This window comes from Arcicella aquatica (assembly GCF_034928825.1).
Taxonomy (GTDB): Bacteria; Bacteroidota; Bacteroidia; order Cytophagales; family Spirosomataceae; genus Arcicella; species Arcicella aquatica.
Window position 1 is genome coordinate 77,592 of sequence record NZ_JAYFUL010000020.1, and the last position, 22,891, is coordinate 100,482.

Genomic DNA, 22,891 nt, shown 5'->3' on the forward strand with positions numbered 1-22,891 from the left:
TAATCCCGCAAAGTTGTAAAGAACTTTGCGGGATTATTTTTGTAAATTACCATTTACCATCTAAAAGCAATAATTTTGTAAGATTAGCACAAATTTAAACCATACAATGAATCAAACTGAAACTCAATACAGAGAGATTATTGCTATTTGCAAAACATTATTTCAACAAAAAAATAAAGATTATGGTACCTCATGGCGAATTTTAAGATTGCCTAGCTTGACCGACCAGATTTTTATCAAAGCTCAAAGAATCCGCTCAATCCAAGAAAAAGGAACACAAAAAATTGAGGACGGCATCGAGGGCGAGTTTATCGGAATTATAAATTATTGTATCATTGCTTTGATTCAAAAAGAATTGGGTGATTCTACTAAAATGGAGTTTACAGAACAAGAACTTAGCGATTTGTACGATATTCAAGTAGAGAAAACATTGGCTTTACAAAAAGATAAAAACCATGATTATGGCGAGGCTTGGAGAGATATGCGTGTAAGCTCAATGACGGATTTGATATTGATGAAAATCTTTAGGACAAAACAAATAGAAGATAATCAAGGCGTTACATTGGTATCAGAAGGCGTTGAAGCCAATTATCAAGACATGATGAACTATGCTATTTTTTGTATGATACATCTAAAGTTTGAAGTGTAATAAGAGCAGCTTTGGGTTAATTTAGTTTATCAATCACTAATTCACCATTCACTCAATCACAACTATATTCATGAAGTTAATTGCACATTTCTCTAGACTTTTTGTCGGAATAATATTTATTTTTTCTGGTCTGATTAAACTCAATGACCCTGTTGGTACCGAGATTAAATTAGAAGAATATTTTGATGTATTCGCCACAGACTTTCCTTTCATGGCAGGCTTTTGGGAGTTCTGGATTCCTTATGCCTTATATATTTCCGTTTTTTTATGTGCATTAGAATTAGTACTAGGCGTATGCCTATTAGTACAGTATAAACTCAAAACAGCTTCTTGGATATTATTAGCTACGGTTATTTTCTTTGGCTTCCTTACTTTTTATTCTGCCTATTTTAATAAGGTAACAGATTGTGGCTGTTTTGGTGAAACTATCAAGTTGAAACCGTGGACTTCTTTTATCAAAGACATGATTTTGCTGTTTTTTATCTTGATAATCCTGTGGCAACGCAAAATATTTGCTGATAAGAAAACAGGGATTATTGTGGGTATTTCGGTAGTATTTTCATTATTCCTAGGGATTTATGCTGTTAAATTTTTACCTCCTTATGATGGACTTCCTTATGCTGTTGGGCAAGATATTCCTAAAAACATGAAGCCTTCGGCTCCTTTACAGTTCAAATATATTTATGAAAAAGGCGGAGAAAGCTTGGAACTAGACCAAATGCCAACCGATACTACATATCATTTTAAGGAAATGATTACGCTGAATCAAGACGAGGCAAAAGCTAAAATAACTGACTATAATATTTGGAAAGATGGCGATTCTACTGATTATAAAGCTGAAAGTTTTGTCGGTAAAAAATTGATGGTGGTGATTCCTGTTATTAAAAAAGCAAATACTAATCACGTTAACGAAATTCGTGAATTAGCTAAAAGCTTGGAGGGGTCTGGCATACAAGTTTGGTTAATCAGTGCTTCTAGTGAAGAAGAAGTAAATAATTTCAGACATGAATTTCAGTTAGCCATTCCAAACTATAGTGCTGATACTAAGGTTCTAAAAACCATTGCAAGGGCTAATCCTACACTTTGGTTGTTGAAAGATGGTATCGTTAAAGGGAAGTGGTCGCATAATGCACTGCCCGATAAAAATGAAGTCATAAAATCTTTACAGTAAAATTTGCAAGCACCTTCAGGGAAGGATTTTAAGCATGAAAAATATTTTTTTAATAGGAATGCCCTCTTCAGGAAAGAGTACTCTAGGAAGACATCTTGCTAAAAGACTCGATTTTCAGTTCGTAGATATGGATGAATTAATCGAAAAACAAGAATTAATGACTATTCCAGAAATATTCAAATACAAAGGAGAAGATTATTTCAGACAGGTTGAAAGCAAAGTATTAAAAGCCATTCAAGCGGAACAAAAACTAGTCATTGCTACGGGTGGAGGAGTTCCGTGCTTTTTTGATAATATGGATTTTATCAAAGCCAACGGTACCAGTATTTTCTTGAATGTTCAGCCAGAAGACTTATTGAAGAGAATCCAGAAGTCGGATGTTAATCATCGCCCATTAATTAATAGAAATACTACAGAGGATACCCTCTTAAAAAGCCTTCAAGAACGCTGTGCTGCGCGTTTACCCTATTATCAACGTGCAGATATACAAATAGATGGGAACATCGATGTAGACCAGCTTCTATGGATTTTGGACGAAATGACACAAAAATAATTTTAGCTACAAAATAAAAGCGATTGAAGGATAACTATCCTCAATCGCTTTTTATTTAAACACTATCCCAATTTATATTAATACTCTTTTAATATGTAAAAGACGAAGGCAAGGACGGATGAATTACATCATAGTCTTGGTCAGGTCTTGGTTTTTTAAACAAAGCTCTGAAAGTGTTAGCCATATAAAAAATATCTTCTACTTTACTTTTAGCTATTCTCATCATGTATTGGTTTACACCATTACTAATAATGCTATTAAATACATTACGTAATAATACCAATTCCTCTTCGTGCTCACAGAAGTTTTTAACTACATACATTGTAAAGCCACGATCACGTTCGCTAGAGTTGTAGAGTATCAAATTAAAGTCCATTTCTTTGATAAATGAAACTACCTTATTCTTAGAAAAATCATAAAACATATTTTTTGAATCGACTAAAGAATCTAGGATTTCTACTTCATTATTTGTAATATATAGGTTTTCAGTAACCTGCTGAGTTTGCTCTTCTAATATCATGTTTTTAAGTATTTACGCTGTTTATTTATATACTTATTCTTAATTAATAGTTGAATTTTACTATTTCGTACAACATTTACAAGTATTTCTACTTATTTTTTTTCAAAGACTAGCACCCTCCTAAAAATCATAAAATTGACATTTCAGCAAAAAAGATGATTCCAACGAAATGAGGTTTAAAACAAAAATCAATCAAAAAAGTACAATTTTAAAAAAGTGATTATCAGGAATGGTATTTTATAAAAAGGAGGTTCTTTTTTTGAAAAAGATGATGATAGAAATGTATTTTTTGAAAAAAAACACTTTTTATGGTTAAAAACCGTCTTTTTTTAAGCTAAAGAGCTCAGGTTTAATATTTTAAGGTTTTATCAGAAAAAATGTGAGTTTTACAAAAACTAGCTATAAAAATTGACAATTAAGATTTTCGTCTTTTTTTTTTACCCTTTCGTCTCATTATCAAAATTTTGTCGTGAAAGGGACATAATTTTAACCCAGAACAATAGAAATATTATTCCTTGACGATAATAAAAATCATTGTTAAGAATCATTTCAATGATTAAGAGAAAAGGGTTTGTTTTTGATTGTTATTATTAGGCTATTAAAAGTATCAAAACAGACAAAGCCTTTTGATATCTTGAAAATATTCAATTCGACGAGACGCTCAGTACATGAGCATTTTATATATCTTAATTGAGAAGTTTAAAGAGGTTTCATAGCAAAGCCACTCCGATATTCGGGGTGGCTTTCTTTTTGTGGGCATTTATAAGAAGGGAATCTAAACTATCGTCTTATAGAATAACAATATCATCGGCGTTAGCCACTTCAAAATTCTGTGTTTTCAGATTAGCTGTTATTATTTCTGAGGATTCTCTGGCGCGAGCAATAGCAATTACATTTTTCTTTTCGTCTATAATTTCAAATACCTCTCCTTTTTCAAAAACACCTATTACTTTTTTGATTCCAACTGCCAACAGACTTTTCCTATTTTCAAGGGCCAAACTTGCTCCCGAATCTACCTGTACTTTACCTGCAATAAGACTTCCAGAAGCTAGCCATTTCTGACGAGCATTTAAACTTACTTTTTGTGATGCAAAGCTGGTTCCGTTTTTATTGACCAATGCCTTTAAAATTCCATCTTCTGGCTTCATGCCAAAAATGACAACTTTAGTACCCATGCTAGATGCCAAACGAGTATAGGTTAGTTTTGAAATCATACCTCCTAAGCCCAAAGAAGATTTATCATCATTGGCTAAGCCTAAGACTGAAGAATCTACTTTGGCGATGTATGGAATAATATTTTTTTCTGCATCTAGCAATCCTCCTACTGATGTACAAAGCAATAAAGTATCAGCCCCAAAACCCGTAGCGATTAAAGTAGCCAATTCATCATTGTCAGAAAACTTTAATTCTAAATTACTGACAACATCATTTTCATTGGCAATCGGGATTATGCCATTTTTCCAAAGTTCCTGATAGGTCTCTTTTAATTGAAGAAATTGATTCCTATGGGCAAAGTGGTGTCTTTCGCACAAACTTTGTGCTACCGTAATACCATACTTTGAAAAATATTGGGTGTATTTTGCTAACAATAGCGGATTACCGATGGCAGCAGCAGCTTTACGCTCGGCAATGGTTCCTTTATAATTCCCTATAAAACTTTTGCCTGCTCCTACTGCTCCAGAAGAAACCATAACAATCTGATATTCATGATGTAAGATAGAAACTTGGCGAGCTATTTCTTGCAAAATTTCCTCGTTCAATTCTCCAGACTTATGTGTAATTGAAGCCGTTCCGAATTTGATAACAATAATTGGTTTGGACATTTTAAATGTAAGCGGAAATCGCTTATGCTAAATGAGTAATTTATAAACTGAGGTAATACAACCACAAAATTACAACATTCTGAATCTTTAACAATTTAGGTAAGAAATTATAGCCAAAAAATATCTTTACTATTATGACTTGAATAAATGTTTCAAATTTACATTAGCAAAATCGCAATGCTTCTCTAAAGCTTTTTTTAGCGACTTCACATAATCAGCTCTTGAAATTTCAATCGCTCCGAAACGTCTGACATTATCATTGATAAATTGGGTATCCAGCAAAATAAATCCTTGTGTTTTTAGAATTTCAATTAAATAATGAAACGCTATTTTCGAGCCTTCAGGCTCTTTATAAAACATTGATTCTCCAAAGAAAACTCCTCCAATGGAAACGCCATACAACCCTCCTACGACACGGTTATCAATATACGTTTCCACAGAATGTGCCAAACCCATTTTATTTAAATCGCTGTATGCTTCAATAATTTCTTCCGAAATCCACGTCTCATCATCCCCTTTTCTAGGCATAGCACAATTGCGCATTACTCCTTCAAAATCAGCATTGATTCTAATTTCAAAATGTTTTTTATTCAGAATAGGCTTGAGGGATTTTGGTGGTTTATAGGTATCAATAGGAATAATTGCTCGGGGGTCTGGTGAATACCAATATAAAGTACCATCGGTATCTGCCATCGGAAAAATCCCGTTCATATACCCATAAATCAAATCATCGGCAGTTAGTTTACTCGTATTTATTTTGGGAGAAATAGACATTTTCCTTATTCTTTCTCTTTGTTAACGTTTATAGAATTATTTCTATTTAGTAAAAACTTAAACTCAAAAGTTAGTGTTATATTACTATCAAACTAATAACGCAATTTACTATATGATATTTCTTGTTATGTGATATCACTATTGATAATCAATTTTAATTAAATAAACTCAATAATCCAAATATAGATGATTATTTACACTCATGCTGATTCATAAAATAAAAGTAGATATCATCAGTAAAAATGTGAGCATCACCCTTATAAAAAGCACTAAAAAGCGATATTTTGGCTTTTTTCTATTAAGTTTATATAAAATTGAAAAAATATATTGCATCTTAAATTTAGTTTTGGTAAACTTTGCACGATTATTCGTTTTTACTCACTTTCAACTCGGATAACCCATCAACCAAAATGGTTTACGAAGTAAAATTCATATCATATTCGTATTCTCCTATGCCTATTTTTAGGCGTACGTTCTTCCGTAGGGTCTGATCCCTAACGTATTTCTATTTACCCATGTGGTAGAGTTTTTCGACATCCCATTTGTTTTTTTTAATCGATAATTCTTAGGCTTTCATTTCTGAGCCGAGGTTTATTATCACCTTGTTTTTCTAACTAAAAACAATTTCCAAGCTAAGTCTTAAAGTGGAAAAATTATCAGCTTCTGAGGTTTTAACTAACAATTATACTGTTCAGGTTGCTACAACTGAACACTTGCATCTTGCTGAGGCAATTTGCCATGAAATGGAAGAATCTGCAAAAGCTCGTGGTACGGGCATTGCAAAACGTTCTCCAGAATACCTTCGTGACAAAATCAAAGAAGGCAAAGCCATCGTTGCCACCGATTCGGAAGGCGATTTTATTGGTTTTTGTTACGTTGAAACGTGGGAACATGGAAAATTTGTAGCCAATTCTGGATTAATCGTAAAACCAGAATGGAGAAAATACGGCATAGCAAAAGCCGTAAAAGCAAGAGCTTTTGAGCTTTCGAGAACACGTTATCCTGATGCAAAAATCATAGGTATTACTACTTCGTTGGCAGTAATGAAAATAAATTCTGAATTGGGTTACGAACCAACTACTTTCAGTGAATTACCTGTAAACGATGCTTTCTGGAAAGGCTGTCAGTCGTGTGTAAATTACGACGTATTGAGCCGTACTGACCGTAAGCATTGCTTATGTACAGGAATGATTTTCGACCCTGAGTGGGAGCGTAAGAAAGCCTTGAAAGAACAAGAGGAGAATGAGACTGATACCCAAGTGGCAGAAGAGAATGCACATGAAAAATGGAATTTTCTGAAAGACGTAAAAGTATTAGAACGCCTAAAAAACATTAAAGAAAAAATGTTTTTGAAAATGGCTGAGAGAAGAGCATCAAGACAAGTGATGTAGTCAAAATTGTTAATTCGTGATATATATCACAATAAATTATATGTTTTCATAGGCCTAGCCTTTTCCCATTATAAATTTTATAAATTTAACTATTAGCATATCGCCTACAGCGTATTGCTTAGAGCAAAAAATGAGTAAACCAAAAGTAATTCTAGCATTTAGTGGAGGGCTTGATACCTCTTTTTGTGTAAAATATTTAGCAGACGATTGTGGTTATGAAGTACATTCAGCGCTTGTTGATACAGGCGGATTTTCTGCTGACGAGCTAAAAGACATTGAAGCAAAAGCTTATAGTTTGGGCGTAACAAGCCACGTAACATTAGATGTAGTTGAAAAATATTACAATGATTGTATTCGCTATATGGTGTACGGAAACGTATTGAAAAACAATACTTATCCCCTTTCAGTATCGGCAGAAAGAGTATTCCAAGCGACTGCTGTAGCGGAATATGCGAATAAAATCGGTGCAAAAGCGATTGCTCATGGAAGTACTGGTGCAGGCAATGACCAAGTGCGTTTTGATGTGGTTTTTCAAATCATGGTGCCCGACTGTAAAGTAATTACGCCAATCCGTGATATGAAATTATCGCGTGAAGCAGAAATTGATTATTTAAAAGCAAAAGGGGTAGTACGTGACTGGACAAAATCGGCGTATTCTATCAATAAAGGACTTTGGGGAACATCAGTAGGTGGTAAAGAAACGCTTACTTCTTACGGGTATTTACCTGAATCTGCTTGGCCAACACAAGTAACTGCGACGGGTGAAGAAACAGTAAAGTTACATTTCGAAAAAGGACAATTAGTAGGTATTAATGATGAAACATTAACACCTGTTGAGTCTATTCGTAAATTGACAGATATTGCTGCTCCTTATGGCGTAGGTCGTGATATCCACGTGGGTGATACAATTATTGGTATTAAAGGAAGAGTTGGCTTTGAAGCGGCTGCTCCTTTATTAATCATCAAAGCTCACCATTTATTAGAAAAACATACGCTTACTAAGCAACAATTGTACTGGAAACAAACTTTAGGAGAGACTTACGGAACAATGCTTCACGAAGGACAATTCTTAGAGCCCGTAATGCGTAATTTCGAGACTTTCTTAGCTGATACTCAATCTAATGTTTCTGGAACAGTACAGATTCATCTGGCTCCATATCGTTATCAATTATTAGGTATTGAATCTAAGTTCGATTTAATGTCTTCTATTTTCGGTTCGTATGGCGAAATGAACAATACTTGGACAGGTGATGATGTTAGAGGGTTCTCTAAAATTGTTTCTAACCAAACAATGATTCATAGAAAAGTTACAGAGGCGGGATTGTAAGAGTTGCGAGTGATGAGTTATGAGTTTATTAAAATATTGTTGCACAATACTTTTTTACATAAGCTACTTATAAGAGAATCAATTTATTTCGCTTACTTAATGTACTTCGTTTAGTATTTTCATTAAACCTAAATCAAGGAACAATATGCTCACAACCATCAAAGGAACTTATGAAAATGGGCAAATCACTTTAGCTGAAAAGCCCATTTCAAACCAGAAAGTGAACGTAATCGTTACATTTTTGGAGGAGGAGACAAGCACTCCTCCTTTAAATCCAAGAGTCCCTGGAAGTCTTAAAGGTAAAATTCACATCTCCGACGATTTTAACGAGCCATTAGAAGACCTAGAAGATTATATGTAATGGAATATTTAATTGATACACAAATACTTATTTGGTATCTTGAAGATGACAGAAGACTATCTCCCAAGATTCTTGAGATTTTGAGTAAACGAGAAAATATAATTTGGGTTAGTCAGATTTCATTTTTTGAAATCGCTATCAAAAAAACGCTCGGGAAGTTTGAAACATTTACTGTTTCGATTGAATACTTACTAAATCAAGTAAAGATGGATGGTTTTCAGATACTCAATCTTAAGAATACTCATATAACTTCTTACAAAGATATCCCTTTACTTGCTAATCATAAAGACCCTTTTGATAGGCTTCTATTGGCTACATCTTTGAGCGAAAAAATTACTATCATCTCTGCCGATGAAAAATTTAAAAACTACACCTCGATAATTAATCTTATCGAAGCATAGAAAGTAACTAAAATAGTTCTAAAAATAAAATATTACAATGACTAGCCATCTACATAAGCATCTTTTTTTTATTATTTTACTAATTATTACGAAGACTGCTTTCTCTCAAGAGATTAGCCTTGATTCATTAGCGAAGCAACATAAAAAAATTGCTATTTTGCCTGTAAGGGTAATTTACAATTATAAAAAAATGCCTGATGGATTAAGCATGAAAGATATTAGAAATAAAGAATATGAGGATGGTTTTTTACTTCAAAAAAAATTTAATGATTATTTGAGTTTAAAAAGGGAATCTGTTTCAGTTGATATACAATCATTCAATGAAACCAATGGACTTCTTGCTGAAAATGAAATAACGTTACAAGATATAAAAGATTTACCTAGTGATTTTATTTGTGAAGCCTTAAAAGTTGATGGAATAATTGAATATGAAATTAGGCTTAATACTCATTTAACAGATAATGAAAGATATGGTCTTCAAGCAATGGCTATAACAAGTATTATGCTAAACCCTATAAATGCAGTTGGATTATTAAGAGGTGTTAGAAAGCAACGTAACTATACCGACAATAGGGATGATAAAGCTGTATATTCTAAAATAAGGATTTCGGATGGAATTTCTGGAGAAATAATTAAGGAATTTTCACTTGCATTTGAAGTTGGCGTTTTTAATTCTTCAGAAAAAGTAATTGAAAATATGTTGTGGCAGAACTTTAAGAAGAGCCCTTACTATAAAAAATAAACTTAATGAAAGTAGGAATAATAGGTGGTGCAGGATATACAGGAGGAGAATTGTTAAGAATCTTGATTCATCACCCAGCAGTAGAAATCGTTTTTGTTAATTCAAAATCACAAGCAGGTAAGCCTGTTTATAGTACCCATACTGATTTATTAGGAGACACTGATTTACTCTTTTCAGACGACCTTCATACAGATATTGATGTGGCTTTTCTTTGCTCAGGACACGGAGAATCCAAAAAGTTCTTGGAAGCAAACCCTTCTTTTAAAAACATTAACATTGTTGATTTAAGCACAGACTATCGTGACCAGTCTGAAGGCTTTGTATATGGATTAGCGGAGTTACAAAGAGAAAAAATAAAGACGGCTAAACATATCGCCAATCCGGGCTGTTTTGCTACTTCAATCGAGTTGGCTTTGCTACCTTTAGCTGCTGCTGGCATTTTGACGGATGATATTCATATTTCTGCCATAACAGGTTCTACAGGGGCAGGACAAAGTCTTTCTACTACTAGTCATTTTTCTTGGAGAAGCAATAACATTTCTATTTACAAAGCTTTTACCCACCAACATTTACAAGAAATAGGGATGGTAGTAAATACTTTGCAAAATGGCTTTGACCAAAATTTCAACTTTATTCCTTACCGTGGAAACTTTACGCGTGGGATCATGGCGAATGTTTACACAAGCTTTGATGGGACTTTGGAAGATGCTAAGAAACTATACAAGAAATATTACGAAACTCATCCTTTTACACACATTAGTGATAAACCTGTGGATGTAAAACAAGTGGTAAATACGAATAAATGCCTTATTTCTTTGGAAGTGCACAATGGTAATTTATTGATTTCAAGTGTTATCGATAACTTAACAAAAGGAGCTTCTGGGCAAGCCGTTCAAAATATGAATTTGATGTTTGGATTAGATGAAAGAACTGGATTAGGCTTAAAATCTGTTGGGTTTTAATAGTGTAAATAACATATTATCCGCTGATTTACAACCTCCTACATCTTGAACTTAATTAGTATGCTTCTCGTTAATCATGCTAGTTGGTCTTTTTTCTGAAAATTATATTATTGTCCAAGAATCTTTACTTTATTGATAAAATATTTTAAAATGTATAAATTCCTTACTGTTTTTTTAATCACTATACCATTTATATTCACAAGTTCAGCGCAAGACAAAAAACCATATAGCCGTAAAGGTGAGTATTTTTTCTTCTGGGGATATAATCGTTCGGAATATGCTAATTCCGACATACGATTTAAAGGAATTGGCTATGACTTTACGTTGTACAATGCTACAGCTAAAGACTTACCAATTGCATTTAGTCCGGGTGTTTATTTTGATATTACTAAGTTATCAATTCCTCAATATAATATCCGTTATGGTTATTTTTTTAGTGACCACTGGAGTATTTCAATCGGCTCAGACCACATGAAATATGTAATGGATGATAACCAAACCTTGGAAGTATCAGGGCATATTTCAGCACAGGTATCAGACCCTGCCATTGTTGTAAACCCTGAATATGTCGGAGATTTCAATCATACCCCTAAATTGGTTCGACCAGAAGATTTTTTACATTATGAACATACGGATGGCTTTAATTATTTGCATGTAGAACTTGACCGCTACGACCGAATCTGGAAAGCAAAAAATAATATTCAAGGCGTAGATTGGTTAGTGGGCGTTGGTGCAGGAACGCTTATTCCAAGAACAGATTCACATTTGTTTAGTATTGGCCGAAACAACCACTTTAATTTTGCTGGTTATGGTGTTTCATTGAAAACTGGATTACGCTTTGATTTATCACGAAGGTTTTTCCTCCAGACAGACGTCAAAGGAGGCTTCACAAGACTTAATCACGTTCATACCACTGGAAGAGATTCTGATTCAGCCCAACAAAGCATTTGGTTTGGTGAATTTTATGGTGCTTTAGGCTATAAATTTGGTAAGAATAGGGTGAAATAGCTATTGAGATTAACACTAAGTATTGATCTAATATGTTCTTTTTTAGTATTTTTAGTGAATCAAATAAATTTCAAGAAAATGAAAGGAGTAAACTACATAACAAATGACAAAGGAGTGAAAACTGCTGTCATTATTGATATGAAACTTCATAAAAACCGTATTGAAGATTTAATAGATGGCCTCAGTGCTGAGACCAAACGTAATGAGCAAACGATTTCTTTGAGAGAAGCAATTCAACAAAGGCGAAGGAAATAGTTATGTATACTGTTGAAATTTCAAAATCTGCCTTCAAAGCTCTTTCTAAATTACCTAATTCAGTCGCAGAAAAGATAGAAAATGCTCTTTTAACTTTAGAGGAAAACCCAAGACCTCCACAATCAAAAAAGTTAGTGGGTTTTAAAGACCTTTATCGTTTACGAATAGGAAATTATCGAGCCATATATTCAATTAATGAAGAAATCATAACGATAGTTGTCTTAGATATTGGTCACAGAAAAGAAATCTATGATTAATAATTTATAGCAAAATCGACTTAAAAATATAATAATGAACTTATTCAATGTTTATCCACTTTACGACATCACTCCTGTAAAAGCAAAAGGTAGCTACCTTTGGGACAAAAATGGTGTTGAATACCTTGATCTTTACGGAGGACATGCTGTTATTTCTATTGGTCATGCACATCCATATTATGTTGAAAAACTGACTGAACAATTACAAAACATTGGTTTTTATTCAAACTCTGTCAATATTCCTATTCAAAGCGAATTAGCTGAAAAATTAGGTAAGCTTTCGGGTTGCGAAGAATACGATTTATTCCTTTGTAATTCTGGGGCAGAAGCCAACGAAAATGCGTTGAAAGTAGCGTCTTTCTTTAATGGCAGAAAAAAAGTAATTGCTTTTTCAAAGGCTTTTCATGGTAGAACGGCTGGTGCTGTTGCTGTAACAGATAATAAAGCCATTGTAGCCCCTATAAACTATGATGAGCACGTTACTTTCCTACCTTTCAATGATGCGGCAACGCTTACAGCAAACGTAACGGAAGAAACCTGTGCTGTAATTATTGAAGGTATTCAAGGGGTAGGTGGTATCAATGTTGCGTCTGATGAATTTCTAAAAGCTGCTCGTGAAGCTTGTGATAAAACTGGAGCGATTTTAATCTTGGATTCTGTACAATGTGGATACGGCCGTTCGGGTAAATTCTTTTCACATCAGTTCTCAGGCATCAAACCAGACTTAATCACCACTGCTAAAGGTATGGGTAATGGCTTCCCGATTGGTGGTGTATTTATTGCACCCAAATTCAAAGCTAAACATGGTATGTTAGGTACAACTTTCGGTGGAAATCACCTTGCTTGTGCGGCGGCTGTGGCAGTCTTGGATGTGATGAAAGAAGAAGCTTTGATAGAAAATGCTGCTAAAATGGGCGAATATCTATTTGAAAAACTTAGCAAACTGGAAGGTATCAAAGAATTACGTGGTCGTGGATTAATGATTGGTATTGAGTTTGAACAACCTGTTGATAAAATCAGAGATTCATTATTATTTGACCATCATATTTTCTGTGGGTACGCTGGCAAACATACTTTGCGTTTGTTACCAAGCCTAGCTATCACACAAAAAGAATGCGATACGTTTTTACAAGCCCTTGAAGAAGTCATTTCTGTAGCGGCATAAATCTAGGTAACTTAAAAGAGTGATAGAAGAAAGCTTGTAATTTCATTTATTACTCTTTTAATTATAAAGCATTTTATCCTCTTTAGTTTTTTTACACATCCGCAAAATAAATTCTATTCCATCCAACTATGAAATCATTTTTCCGAATTATTATCCTTTGTTTTATACTAAGTTTCTCAAATGGCTTTCAAAATCATTGTTTCTCACAAATAAATATCTTTTTAAGAACTGTAAAAGGGAATATTGACAATGAAGTTTTCCCTACTTATCCCTCTTGGTATATTAACGACCATTTAATTACAACTTTTGTGCCATATGCAAATAGTGCAGTTACTAGGAACGATTTTGCTTTTGGTGTTCAAGTCCCAATTGTAAAGAAATGGAAGCTATCCATACAAGCAGAGATGGAAATGCAAAAGAAAGAGTTTCAAAAACAGGTGGTAACTAGTAATGTTATTAATTTACCTAATGGAGGGGTGGAATATCAAGATGTTTTTGAAGATATTTTCTTTAAAGTAAAATATAGTGCGACCCAGTTTCCAATCTTGCTCAAGAAAGAAATTAAAGTAATTCCAAAACTAAATCTAAGCATTTTAGCAGGAATGTCAATAGGTTATAATATGACAAATATTGATTATATAACATTATATAATCAGGGAAAAGAAACAACTGATTATATTAGAACTACAAATGGTTTTCAAGTGTTGTATTATGAGATGAAAAATGGAATCACAAACGAGTTAGAATATTATGACAATAACTCTTCAAAAAAAACATTTATTGCTGGGCTAGGGGTTTCTTATGAACTATTTAATTTTAAATTAGGTATTGAATACCGATACACAACCCATAATATTCTAGTTGATCATACTCAGCCTTATCATTCAGCTAATTTTATATTAGGCTATAACTTGTTTAATACAAAGAATAAATAAGTTCAATTAAAAGATAGAGGGTCACCAATAAACATAACATTTTCATTAATGAGGTGTGAGGGTATTTCAAAAAAGTTAGCAAGCTCCAAATATTTTAGGGTGTTGTTTAGTTTTGGGATACCCTTATTCACTTACAAGATTCTAGATTTATTATTACCTATATAAAACTTGGCATTTCTAATCTCTCCTGCTCCTTTAAAAGATGCCCGTAGCCCAACAATCATTCCTAAACTTTGTTTAAAATCACCCTCAAAAGCCAACTTTTGGTTAATAAATATCTTAGCTTCACGGTTTTTCACTTCCATCTTAACATGTATCCAATCAGAAAAATCTACTCCAAAGCCAGATAAATCTAAGGTTTTTCCCTCGTATAGCTCATTGCCTAAAACAACATTCAATTCACCAACACATCCTTTGATTGAAAGTGGAATGACATGTGCGCCATTCATACACATTAAAATTATTTTCGTTTTATGACAAATGCCGTCTCCACGATTAAACGTATTTTTAATGTCTGTTTCAAAAACAAAATTATCACTAGGTATCTGTAAATCTTTTTGCACTTTAAAAATACTTACCCAAGGTATATTCTTTTCTAAATCAAATTTTTGCCCTGTCAAATCTTCTTCATCAATCGCTATCACATTTTCTTTGGTAGCTTGCTTTTTAGGTAAAAAAACAGGCATAGATTCTTTATCTATTGTCCTTAGCCAACCATCAGTTTCAATATATAAATCATGTTCTTTAACAATCGAATCATTGAGCACCAGTTTAGCTTTATAATAACCGGGTAAATAATAGGTATTCGCAAACTGATGCTTATTTTTATCGACTTTAACACGAAGCTTATTATCCCAACTTTGTTGTATCAATACACTATCAGCATTAGAATCTTTAGCATCATAATAAAACAATACAGTATTAGGCACGCCTAAAGTCACGGGCATACTACTAAACAATACTTTACCATAAGTAAGAGGCCTAGATTTATGTTGAAATGCCCAAATACCTAGTAATAGTCCCACCATAAAAAAGCCTATGACCCAAAAATATCCTTTTGAAATGCCTCTTCGGGAAGTATTAATAACAGTCTCAATTTTGTGAGGAATATCTTCATTGACATCTATCTTAGGTTGAAAGCCATTTGAAGTAAAAGCTCGCCAATTTTCATAATGAATAAATTGAGCTAAAGCATTCAGTGTCGTCAGATTCGGGGTACTATCATAACGGACTTTGCCCCACAATCTTTTTAAGGTACTATTACTCAGCGAAACTTTAGTCGCTTCAAATATTCTTTCGCTTAATACATCAAAATCTTGATTTTGCCAGTGTTCGCTATCACCCCACTCTAATTGTTTTTCAATTAGCTCTTTACATTTATCAATATAAAATTTTTCGTTAGTCATTACTAATCAGCGTGATACATTTTGAATAAACTTGAACAAGTGATGAACAAGTAGCTTCAAGAAGTTATAGTCAAATTTGATGCGATAAATTTACTTATTCACTCAAAAGTACAAAAAAAATGAAAAAGACTATTTTGTTATTGACCTTACTCTTATTGAGTATCCAATTTTTTGCACAAGATAAAGCTACACGCCCTAGCCCTCCTGCACAATTAACCACAAGCATCAACGGGAAGTCCATCGTTATTGATTATAGTCAACCTGCTGTAAATGGACGAGAAATATGGGGAAAACTAGTTCCGTATGGACAAGTATGGCGTGCGGGTGCTAACGAGACAACGGCTTTTACTACTTCAAAGGACATAGCAGTAGAAGGCAAAGCATTATCGGCTGGAAAATATGCCTTCTTTGTTATTCCAAATGAAAAAGAATGGATTATCATTTTTAACAAAACGATAAAGTGGGGTGCATTCAGTTACAAACAAGATGAGGATGTTTTACGCGTTACTGTACCCGTGAAGAAGGCTAAAAAGTTTTATGAAAGACTCACTTATGAAGTTTCCTCAAAAAAAGAAATATCATTACTTTGGGAAAATGTTAAAGTAAGCTTTAAAATAAAATAAATTATAGTTTCACACAGTAAGACGACATCAATATTTCAAGTCGTCTTAGAAGCTGTTTAAACTTTCCCTTTCGGATTAAACTAAGTCTTTTAGAATAGCTTGTTCCAAAATTTACTCAACGTAGCGATGCTATGCTTCGCAAATTTTGAAAAAATCAATTCAAAAATACAATACTTTCACCTAAGAAACGGAAAGTTTAAACAGCTTCTTACTATGTAAACAAAAAATCTTTATTCTGATAATACTTTTCCAATAATCTTACGCCAGACAAACACTTCGTATTGAGAATCGATATTGTTTGATGATTTCTTGTTAATATCATAAAGAGCCAATAGTCGCTCATAGGCTCTTTTATTAGTATTCGAACTATCTTTCCATCTAAAAACCTCACAATTTTCAGCATCAGTTGCTTCACCACTGAAATGCCTTGATAATGATATGTAATCAATCTTTTTCATAAAATGGATGAAAACGAAAAATAACAAACTGTTATAAACTATTGTAAGTTAATTAGATGCTATCTATATGAATAGACTTAGTATTAACTAATAAGTAACAAAATTTGAACAAAAATTATTAAAAGTATTATAAATACAATAAGTAAAAAAAAACAATGCCACTGTACAAAACCCTTTAGTATAACAGCAACAAACAAGATGATTATCAAACACTTACACCAATAACAATCAAATTACCTTTCCTAAACTCACCCCTTATTTAAGGACATATTAAGGCACAATACTAACATTTATGAATTGATAGAGCTTATCCAAAATAATTCAGATTTTGATATTAGCCAATAAAGTAATTATTTTGCGTTTCTTTTGGGTTCTATAGAGTCTATCAGAAGATTAGTATCACATTATAATTTCATTATCAAAAACCTTGTCTTTGATGCTTTGGAGCTGATAGATAGCGAAAATCAATAACTTAATATTTAAAAATGGCATTAATTACCAAAATCAGAGAAAAGTCGGGGATTGCGGCGGCGGCAATCGCCATCAGTTTAATTCTCTTCCTTGTCGGTGGAGACATTTTTCAAGGTCGTTCGAGTTTTTTCGGCTCTCCCAAAGATGTAGTTGGTGAAATCGGAGGAGAAAAAATCAAAAATCAAGATTTTCAAAAGAAAGTTGACGAAATTACGCAACAATACACACAGCAATCTGGTCGTGGTCCTGGAGAACAGGAATTAGCGATGATTCGTGACCAAGTTTGGAATCAGTACATCATGGATTTGGCCTATGGCAAAGAATATGAAGCATTAGGCTTAGCGGTTTCTCCTGCTGAATTGGTTGACATGGTACAAGGAACAAACATTCACCCATCTGTTCGTCAGCAATTCACTAATCCACAGACTGGTCAGTTCGATAAGGGTTACGTTATTCAATTCTTGAAAAATTTCAAATCTTTGCCTCCTGCTCAACAACAAGCTTGGGTAAATTTTGAGAAATCATTGAGCCAAGATCGTTTAAGAACGAAGTATGAAAACCTTTTAAGAATGTCAACATATACTACCAATGTTGAAGCTCAAAAAGACTATACTGCTCAAACTTCAAAAGTGGATGCGCGTTATTTATATGTACCTTTTTATTCAGTAGCGGACTCTACGATTAAAGTAACAGACTCTCAGTTAGAAGACTATTTGTCGTCTCACAAAGAATTGTTTAAAGGACAAACTACTCGTTCTATTGAATATGTTACTTTCCCAATTATTCCTTCAAAATTAGACACTGCTTCTTTCTACAACGATATCAAACGTTTGGCGAAAGAATTAGCGATTGCTAAAAACGATTCAGCTTTTGCAATGATGAATTCGGACATAAAAACTCCTTATTATTCTACTTTAGCTGAAATTCCAGAAGCAGTAAAAGGACAATTAGCTAACATGACCCCAGGAGGTATTTATGGTCCATTCAAAAATGGCTTAACATACTCTATTTACAAATACGGTGGTATTCAAAAAGATTCATTATTCACAGTTCGTGCTAGCCATATCTTAATCAATGCACCAAAAGATGCTTCTGATTCTGTAAAAGCGGCTGCTCGTAAACGTGCGGAAGGTATCTTAGCTCAAATTAAAGGTGGTGCAAGCTTTGAAGCAATGGCACAACAGTTTGGTACTGATGGAACTGCTCAACAAGGTGGAGATTTAGGTTACTTCAAAAACAATGGTGGAATGGTAAAACCTTTCGAGAACGCAGTTTTTGGTTTCTCTGGAACAGGTTTATTACCAAACATTGTTGAAACTGATTTCGGTTACCATATCGTAAAAGTAACAGAAGCTAAAACGAACACTCGTTATAAATTAGCGGCAATCAATCGTACGATTTCTCCAAGTCAATCTACTATGGACGAAGTTTTGCGTAAAGCTGATGCTTTTGCTGTAGCTAACACGACAAAAGCAGCATTTGAGGCAAGCTTGAAAAAAGACAAATCTTTATTGATGCTTCGTGGAGACAGAATTCCTGAAGGAGCTAGTAGTTTCAACAACTTACAGAATGCACGTGACATTGTTCGTTGGGCATTTAACGACGATACTAAAGTAGGTGATGTTTCAGAGGTATTCCAAAATGATAATCAATATATCGTTGCTTTAGTAACAGGAAGCACTGATAAGGATGAAGTAAAAGTTGATGATTTCAGAGAGGAATTAACTGCAAGAGTAAAAAGCGAATTGAAAGCAGAACAAATTGAGAAAAAGTTAGCTGGTATTTCAGGTACGTTAGAACAAATTGCTCAGAAATACGGTGCAGGTGCTTTAGTTGAAACAGCTACAGACATTACGTTAGCGCAAGGTGTATTAAGTAGTGCAGGTGCTGACCCTACTGCGATTGGTAAAGCATTTGGTTTGAAAGTTGGAAAAAGATCTAAGCCTTTCAAAGGTGAAGGTGGTGTTTTCATAATGGAAACTACCAAGTCTACTCCAGCACCAGCTATTGCAGACTTAACACTTTATAAGAATTCAGCAAAAATGATGGCTGCTCAAAGAACATCATTCTATATCAACGAAGCAATCAAAGAAAATGCTAAAGTTGTTGATAACAGAGCTAAATTCTTCTAGTAGTTATTAAAATATTCTTTAAAAAAAGCACTTCTTCGGAAGTGCTTTTTTTGTATCTAAACCTCAAAGAAAAATATCATCAAGCCTCTATAAAAGATACCCTATAGCACCTTATTAAATTCAAGTATTTCAAGATTATATTTACTTATACTTTTAAAAAAGAAAGTAAAGTTATGGTAATCACAACATTTAAAAATTCAGCAATATTTTTATCCTGCATGTTCCTACTGGCATGTGGTAGCACAGAAACACCTACTGAGCTAGCAGCTTTTGAAAGTAAACTTCCTGATAAAATTGATTATAATATTCATATCAAACCTATTCTATCAGATAGGTGCTTTAAATGTCATGGACCTGATAAAAACAAAGTAGAGGCAGGTTTGCAATTAACAAATTTTGAAGGGGCTACTGAAAAGCTAAAAAGTGGAAACAGGGCCGTTGTAGAAGGCAATATTGATAAAAGCGAGTTAATTAAAAGAATCCTTTCGCATGACCCTGATATGGTGATGCCTACTCCAAAATCTAATTTAACACTAACAGATGAAGAGAAAGCCCTATTGATAAAATGGGTAAAACAAGGGGCTGAATACAAAGAACACTGGGCTTTTACGGAAATTGAAAAACCTGAAGTTCCCACTGTAAAAGAGAATAAATGGGTTAAAAATCCTATCGATAATTTTATCCTACAAAAACTAGAAGAACAACACATCAAACCCTCTGAACAAGCTGAAAAAGCTACTTTGCTTCGTAGGGTATCTATGGATATTACGGGGCTACCTCCCACTGTTAAAGAATTAGATGCCTTTTTAAAAGATACTTCTCCGAATGCTTATGAAAAAGTAGTAGATAGGTTATTAAAGTCGCCACATTATGGCGAAAAAATGGGTGTTGAATGGCTAGATATTGCCCGCTATGCCGACTCGCACGGTTATCAAGACGATGGCATGAGAAATGCATTCCCTTGGCGTGACTGGGTAATTAATTCATTTAATAAAAACCTGTCTTATGACAAATTTGTCACTTGGCAATTAGCAGGTGATTTATTACCAAACCCTACACAAGAACAATTGATGGCTACGTGCTTCCTGAGGAATCACCCACAGACACAGGAAGGCGGTGTAGTTGATGAAGAATATCGAACAGAATATGTGATTGACAGAGTAAGTACTTTTGGTAAAGCATTTTTAGGCTTAACTGTTGAATGTGCCAGATGCCATGACCATAAATATGACCCAATAGCCCAAAAAGAATTTTATCAGTTATCTGCATTTTTTAATAACAACAACGAATCAGGCATTATTCCTTACAATGGTGAAGCTTCACCGACTGTAATGATTCCTACTGCTGATATTCAGGCTAAAATTGATTTTATTAAGAAGAAAATAGCTCCTTTTGAGGAGGCTATTAAACCTACCTATCCAATCTATCGTAAGAATTTTGACCAATGGGTTTTAGCTGCCCAAAAACAACCTTCAAAGTTTGCCACAAGCAATAAAGACCTTGTTGCTAATTTCTCTTTTGAACGTATCATTCCTAAAACCAATAAACGCTTTGATAACGCCCTTCAAAAGGAAGTAATAGAAGTAAACAATATTGCTTATCAAAATACGGCGGTAGATTCTATCGGTGGATGGATTGCTGGTGATATGGATAGAAGACCCAAGTTTATCAAAGGGAAAGTGGGAAATGGCATTTTATTTAGGGGTGATTGTGGCATTGATTTCCACAGGGCTTTGGATTTTGAAAGAGTACAGCCATTTTCTATAAGTCTCTGGATAAATCCTCTGAAAAAAGGTGAGCATGGGCCTATTTATAATTCTTCTAATGGCGAGTTTGAAGGACAAAGAGGATACAAGTGTTGGCTATTGTCAGATGGTTCTTTGCAAATAAGCTTTAGCTATGTTTGGCCAGCCAATTGTATCGACATCATTACGACTGATAAAGTGCTTTATAAACAATGGCAAAATATTACGCTTACGTATGACGGAAGCAGTAAAGCATCAGGGGTGAAAATTTATCAAAATGGTCAAGAAATGAAGACGACTGTATTGGTCGATAATTTAAAAAAGTCAATGAAATTTGGCGAACATCATACCAATTGGTCGAGTTTACCTTTTATGATGGGGAAAGAATTTCATGAAACAATGCAAAATTTTGCGGTAGATGAATTAAAAATTTATACGCGTCAATTATCTCCTATAGAAGTACTAGGTCTTGCCAAAAACAAAGAACAGGTTTCTGACATTTTGAAAACGCCTCGTAATGAATGGACGACGACACAAGAGCAACAGCTCTTTGATTATTACAGACTGAATTTTGACCCTTATTTCTCTGCCTATTCCAGAAACCTCCTCCAACTGAGAGAAAAAGAAAATATTTTGGCTACCGACATCAAGGAAGTAATGATAATGAGCGAACGAAAGATTCCTCGGAAAACCTTTATACTCAACCGAGGCTCTTACGATGCCCCTTCTACAGAAGTAACTCATGGCGTTATTAATAAATTGCTACCTTTTGACGATGATTTGCCCAAAAATAGATTAGGGTTAGCCCAATGGCTTTTAGATGAACGCCATCCGCTTTTTGCTAGGGTTGCGGTGAATCGTTTTTGGCAAAACTACTTTGGCTTTGGTCTTTGCAAAACTTCTGATGATTTTGGAAACCAAGGCGAAATGCCATCACACCCTGCTTTGTTAGATTGGCTGGCTACTACTTTCCGAGAGTCGGGCTGGAATATCAAAGCCATGCAAAAATTGATTGTAATGTCTGCTACTTATCAACAGTCTTCAAAAAAGCGTAAAGATTTAATGGAAATAGATTCCGAAAATCGGTTGCTCGCCAGAGGACCAAGTTATCGTTATGCACATGAGCAAATCAGAGATGCCGTTTTAGAAGGCAGTGGTTTGTTGGTGCATAAAATTGGTGGTCCAAGCGTATATCCTTATCAACCGAGTGGCATCTGGGAAGCATTGGCTACTAGAAATGCTACTTCATATCGTCAGCAACATGGAGATTCATTATATCGCAGGGGATTATATACTATTTGGAAACGCTCCTCTCCTCCTCCATCTTCTATTACATTTGATGCTCCAGAAAGATATTTTTGTGTGGTAAAACGACAAAAAACTTCAACGCCTTTGCAATCGCTAATAATGATGAATGACCCGCAATATAATGAAGCGGCTAGAAAATTAGCAGAAAGAATGATGCGTGAAGGTGGGCAAAGCCCAGAAACTAGAATTACGTTCGCGTATAAAGCCATGATTTCGAGGTATCCTCGTCCTACAGAGATAAATGTTTTAAAGGCACTCTATCAAGAAGAATTGGCTGATTTGAATAAAAAACCTGCCAGAATAAAGGAGCTTTTAAGCGTTGGTGAATCACCCATTGACCAAACCCTTAATCAAAAAGAATTAGCGGCTAATACTGTATTAGCCATGACGCTCATCAATTTTGATGGTACGCTCATTAAACGATAATTCACAAGAACGTACCCAATTGCCATTG

Annotated in this window: 22 protein-coding genes; 17 read left to right on the plus strand and 5 right to left on the minus strand. The window is 34.2% G+C overall.

What is annotated here, in order from left to right; translation table 11 throughout:
* Positions 1-106 precede the first annotated feature (106 nt).
* The 3 genes from VB264_RS13340 (at position 107) to VB264_RS13350 (ending at position 2,373) form a co-directional block, all read left to right on the plus strand.
* The gene (locus VB264_RS13340) at positions 107-649 is read left to right on the plus strand and encodes a DUF1599 domain-containing protein (protein WP_323250100.1); all 543 of its coding nucleotides are present in this window, start codon (positions 107-109) and stop codon (positions 647-649) included.
* Between the two features lie 70 nt (positions 650-719).
* Positions 720-1,820 (plus strand): BT_3928 family protein, encoded by a 1,101-nt coding sequence (locus VB264_RS13345; protein WP_323250101.1) that lies wholly within the window; start codon positions 720-722, stop codon positions 1,818-1,820.
* A gap of 34 nt (positions 1,821-1,854) precedes the next feature.
* Entirely contained in the window at positions 1,855-2,373 is a 519-nt protein-coding gene (locus VB264_RS13350) for a shikimate kinase (RefSeq protein ID WP_309912499.1), read from the plus strand.
* 88 nt (positions 2,374-2,461) lie between these two features.
* On the opposite strand, the gene VB264_RS13355 is transcribed toward VB264_RS13350, so the two are convergent.
* The 3 genes from VB264_RS13355 to aat form a co-directional block, all read right to left on the minus strand.
* The gene (locus VB264_RS13355) at positions 2,462-2,893 is read right to left on the minus strand and encodes a hypothetical protein (RefSeq protein ID WP_309912501.1); all 432 of its coding nucleotides are present in this window, start codon (positions 2,891-2,893) and stop codon (positions 2,462-2,464) included.
* A gap of 788 nt (positions 2,894-3,681) precedes the next feature.
* Complete coding sequence (gene proB, locus VB264_RS13360; protein WP_323250104.1) at positions 3,682-4,716, minus strand: glutamate 5-kinase; 1,035 nt, start codon at positions 4,714-4,716, stop codon at positions 3,682-3,684.
* A gap of 132 nt (positions 4,717-4,848) precedes the next feature.
* Positions 4,849-5,490 (minus strand): leucyl/phenylalanyl-tRNA--protein transferase, encoded by a 642-nt coding sequence (gene aat / locus VB264_RS13365; RefSeq protein ID WP_323250106.1) that lies wholly within the window; start codon positions 5,488-5,490, stop codon positions 4,849-4,851.
* Between the two features lie 644 nt (positions 5,491-6,134).
* Between aat and VB264_RS13370 the strand changes: the two genes are divergently transcribed.
* The 11 genes from VB264_RS13370 (at position 6,135) to VB264_RS13420 (ending at position 14,294) form a co-directional block, all read left to right on the plus strand.
* Positions 6,135-6,881 carry a GNAT family N-acetyltransferase gene (locus VB264_RS13370; RefSeq protein WP_323250107.1) on the plus strand — a complete coding sequence of 249 codons (747 nt, stop codon included), beginning with the start codon at positions 6,135-6,137 and terminating at the stop codon, positions 6,879-6,881.
* Positions 6,882-7,011: 130 nt separating this feature from the next.
* Positions 7,012-8,208 (plus strand): argininosuccinate synthase, encoded by a 1,197-nt coding sequence (gene argG, locus VB264_RS13375; RefSeq protein ID WP_323250109.1) that lies wholly within the window; start codon positions 7,012-7,014, stop codon positions 8,206-8,208.
* A gap of 145 nt (positions 8,209-8,353) precedes the next feature.
* Entirely contained in the window at positions 8,354-8,569 is a 216-nt protein-coding gene (locus tag VB264_RS13380) for a DUF2281 domain-containing protein (RefSeq protein ID WP_323250110.1), read from the plus strand.
* Positions 8,569-8,970, plus strand: a complete 402-nt coding sequence (locus tag VB264_RS13385; protein ID WP_323250112.1) for a type II toxin-antitoxin system VapC family toxin — start codon at positions 8,569-8,571, stop codon at positions 8,968-8,970. Before VB264_RS13380 ends, VB264_RS13385 begins: the two co-directional genes overlap by 1 nt.
* Positions 8,971-9,007: 37 nt before the next feature.
* Positions 9,008-9,712, plus strand: a complete 705-nt coding sequence (locus VB264_RS13390; RefSeq protein ID WP_323250114.1) for a hypothetical protein — start codon at positions 9,008-9,010, stop codon at positions 9,710-9,712.
* A gap of 5 nt (positions 9,713-9,717) precedes the next feature.
* On the plus strand, positions 9,718-10,674 hold the full coding sequence (gene argC, locus VB264_RS13395) for an N-acetyl-gamma-glutamyl-phosphate reductase (protein WP_407654655.1): 957 nt from the start codon (positions 9,718-9,720) through the stop codon (positions 10,672-10,674).
* A 150-nt stretch (positions 10,675-10,824) separates the two neighbouring features.
* Positions 10,825-11,682 carry a hypothetical protein gene (locus VB264_RS13400; RefSeq protein ID WP_323250116.1) on the plus strand — a complete coding sequence of 286 codons (858 nt, stop codon included), beginning with the start codon at positions 10,825-10,827 and terminating at the stop codon, positions 11,680-11,682.
* A gap of 78 nt (positions 11,683-11,760) precedes the next feature.
* Positions 11,761-11,937 carry a hypothetical protein gene (locus tag VB264_RS13405; RefSeq protein ID WP_323250117.1) on the plus strand — a complete coding sequence of 59 codons (177 nt, stop codon included), beginning with the start codon at positions 11,761-11,763 and terminating at the stop codon, positions 11,935-11,937.
* A 2-nt stretch (positions 11,938-11,939) separates the two neighbouring features.
* Complete coding sequence (locus tag VB264_RS13410) at positions 11,940-12,194, plus strand: type II toxin-antitoxin system RelE family toxin (protein WP_323250118.1); 255 nt, start codon at positions 11,940-11,942, stop codon at positions 12,192-12,194.
* Between the two features lie 31 nt (positions 12,195-12,225).
* Entirely contained in the window at positions 12,226-13,359 is a 1,134-nt protein-coding gene (locus tag VB264_RS13415) for an aspartate aminotransferase family protein (RefSeq protein WP_323250141.1), read from the plus strand.
* A 128-nt stretch (positions 13,360-13,487) separates the two neighbouring features.
* A complete protein-coding gene (locus VB264_RS13420) occupies positions 13,488-14,294 on the plus strand; it encodes a hypothetical protein (RefSeq protein ID WP_323250120.1) in 807 nt (268 codons plus the stop codon).
* A 131-nt stretch (positions 14,295-14,425) separates the two neighbouring features.
* Here VB264_RS13420 and VB264_RS13425 read toward each other — a convergent pair whose 3' ends face one another.
* On the minus strand, positions 14,426-15,700 hold the full coding sequence (locus VB264_RS13425; protein ID WP_323250121.1) for a hypothetical protein: 1,275 nt from the start codon (positions 15,698-15,700) through the stop codon (positions 14,426-14,428).
* Positions 15,701-15,819: 119 nt separating this feature from the next.
* On the opposite strand from VB264_RS13425, the gene VB264_RS13430 reads away from it, so the two are divergent.
* The gene (locus tag VB264_RS13430) at positions 15,820-16,323 is read left to right on the plus strand and encodes a DUF2911 domain-containing protein (protein WP_323250123.1); all 504 of its coding nucleotides are present in this window, start codon (positions 15,820-15,822) and stop codon (positions 16,321-16,323) included.
* A 230-nt stretch (positions 16,324-16,553) separates the two neighbouring features.
* On the opposite strand, the gene VB264_RS13435 is transcribed toward VB264_RS13430, so the two are convergent.
* Positions 16,554-16,781, minus strand: coding sequence for a hypothetical protein (locus VB264_RS13435; RefSeq protein ID WP_323250124.1), 228 nt, complete (start codon positions 16,779-16,781; stop codon positions 16,554-16,556).
* A 485-nt stretch (positions 16,782-17,266) separates the two neighbouring features.
* Between VB264_RS13435 and VB264_RS13440 the strand changes: the two genes are divergently transcribed.
* Entirely contained in the window at positions 17,267-19,384 is a 2,118-nt protein-coding gene (locus tag VB264_RS13440; RefSeq protein WP_323250126.1) for a peptidylprolyl isomerase, read from the plus strand.
* 218 nt (positions 19,385-19,602) lie between these two features.
* The gene (locus VB264_RS13445) at positions 19,603-22,863 is read left to right on the plus strand and encodes a DUF1553 domain-containing protein (protein WP_323250128.1); all 3,261 of its coding nucleotides are present in this window, start codon (positions 19,603-19,605) and stop codon (positions 22,861-22,863) included.
* Positions 22,864-22,891 lie beyond the last annotated feature (28 nt).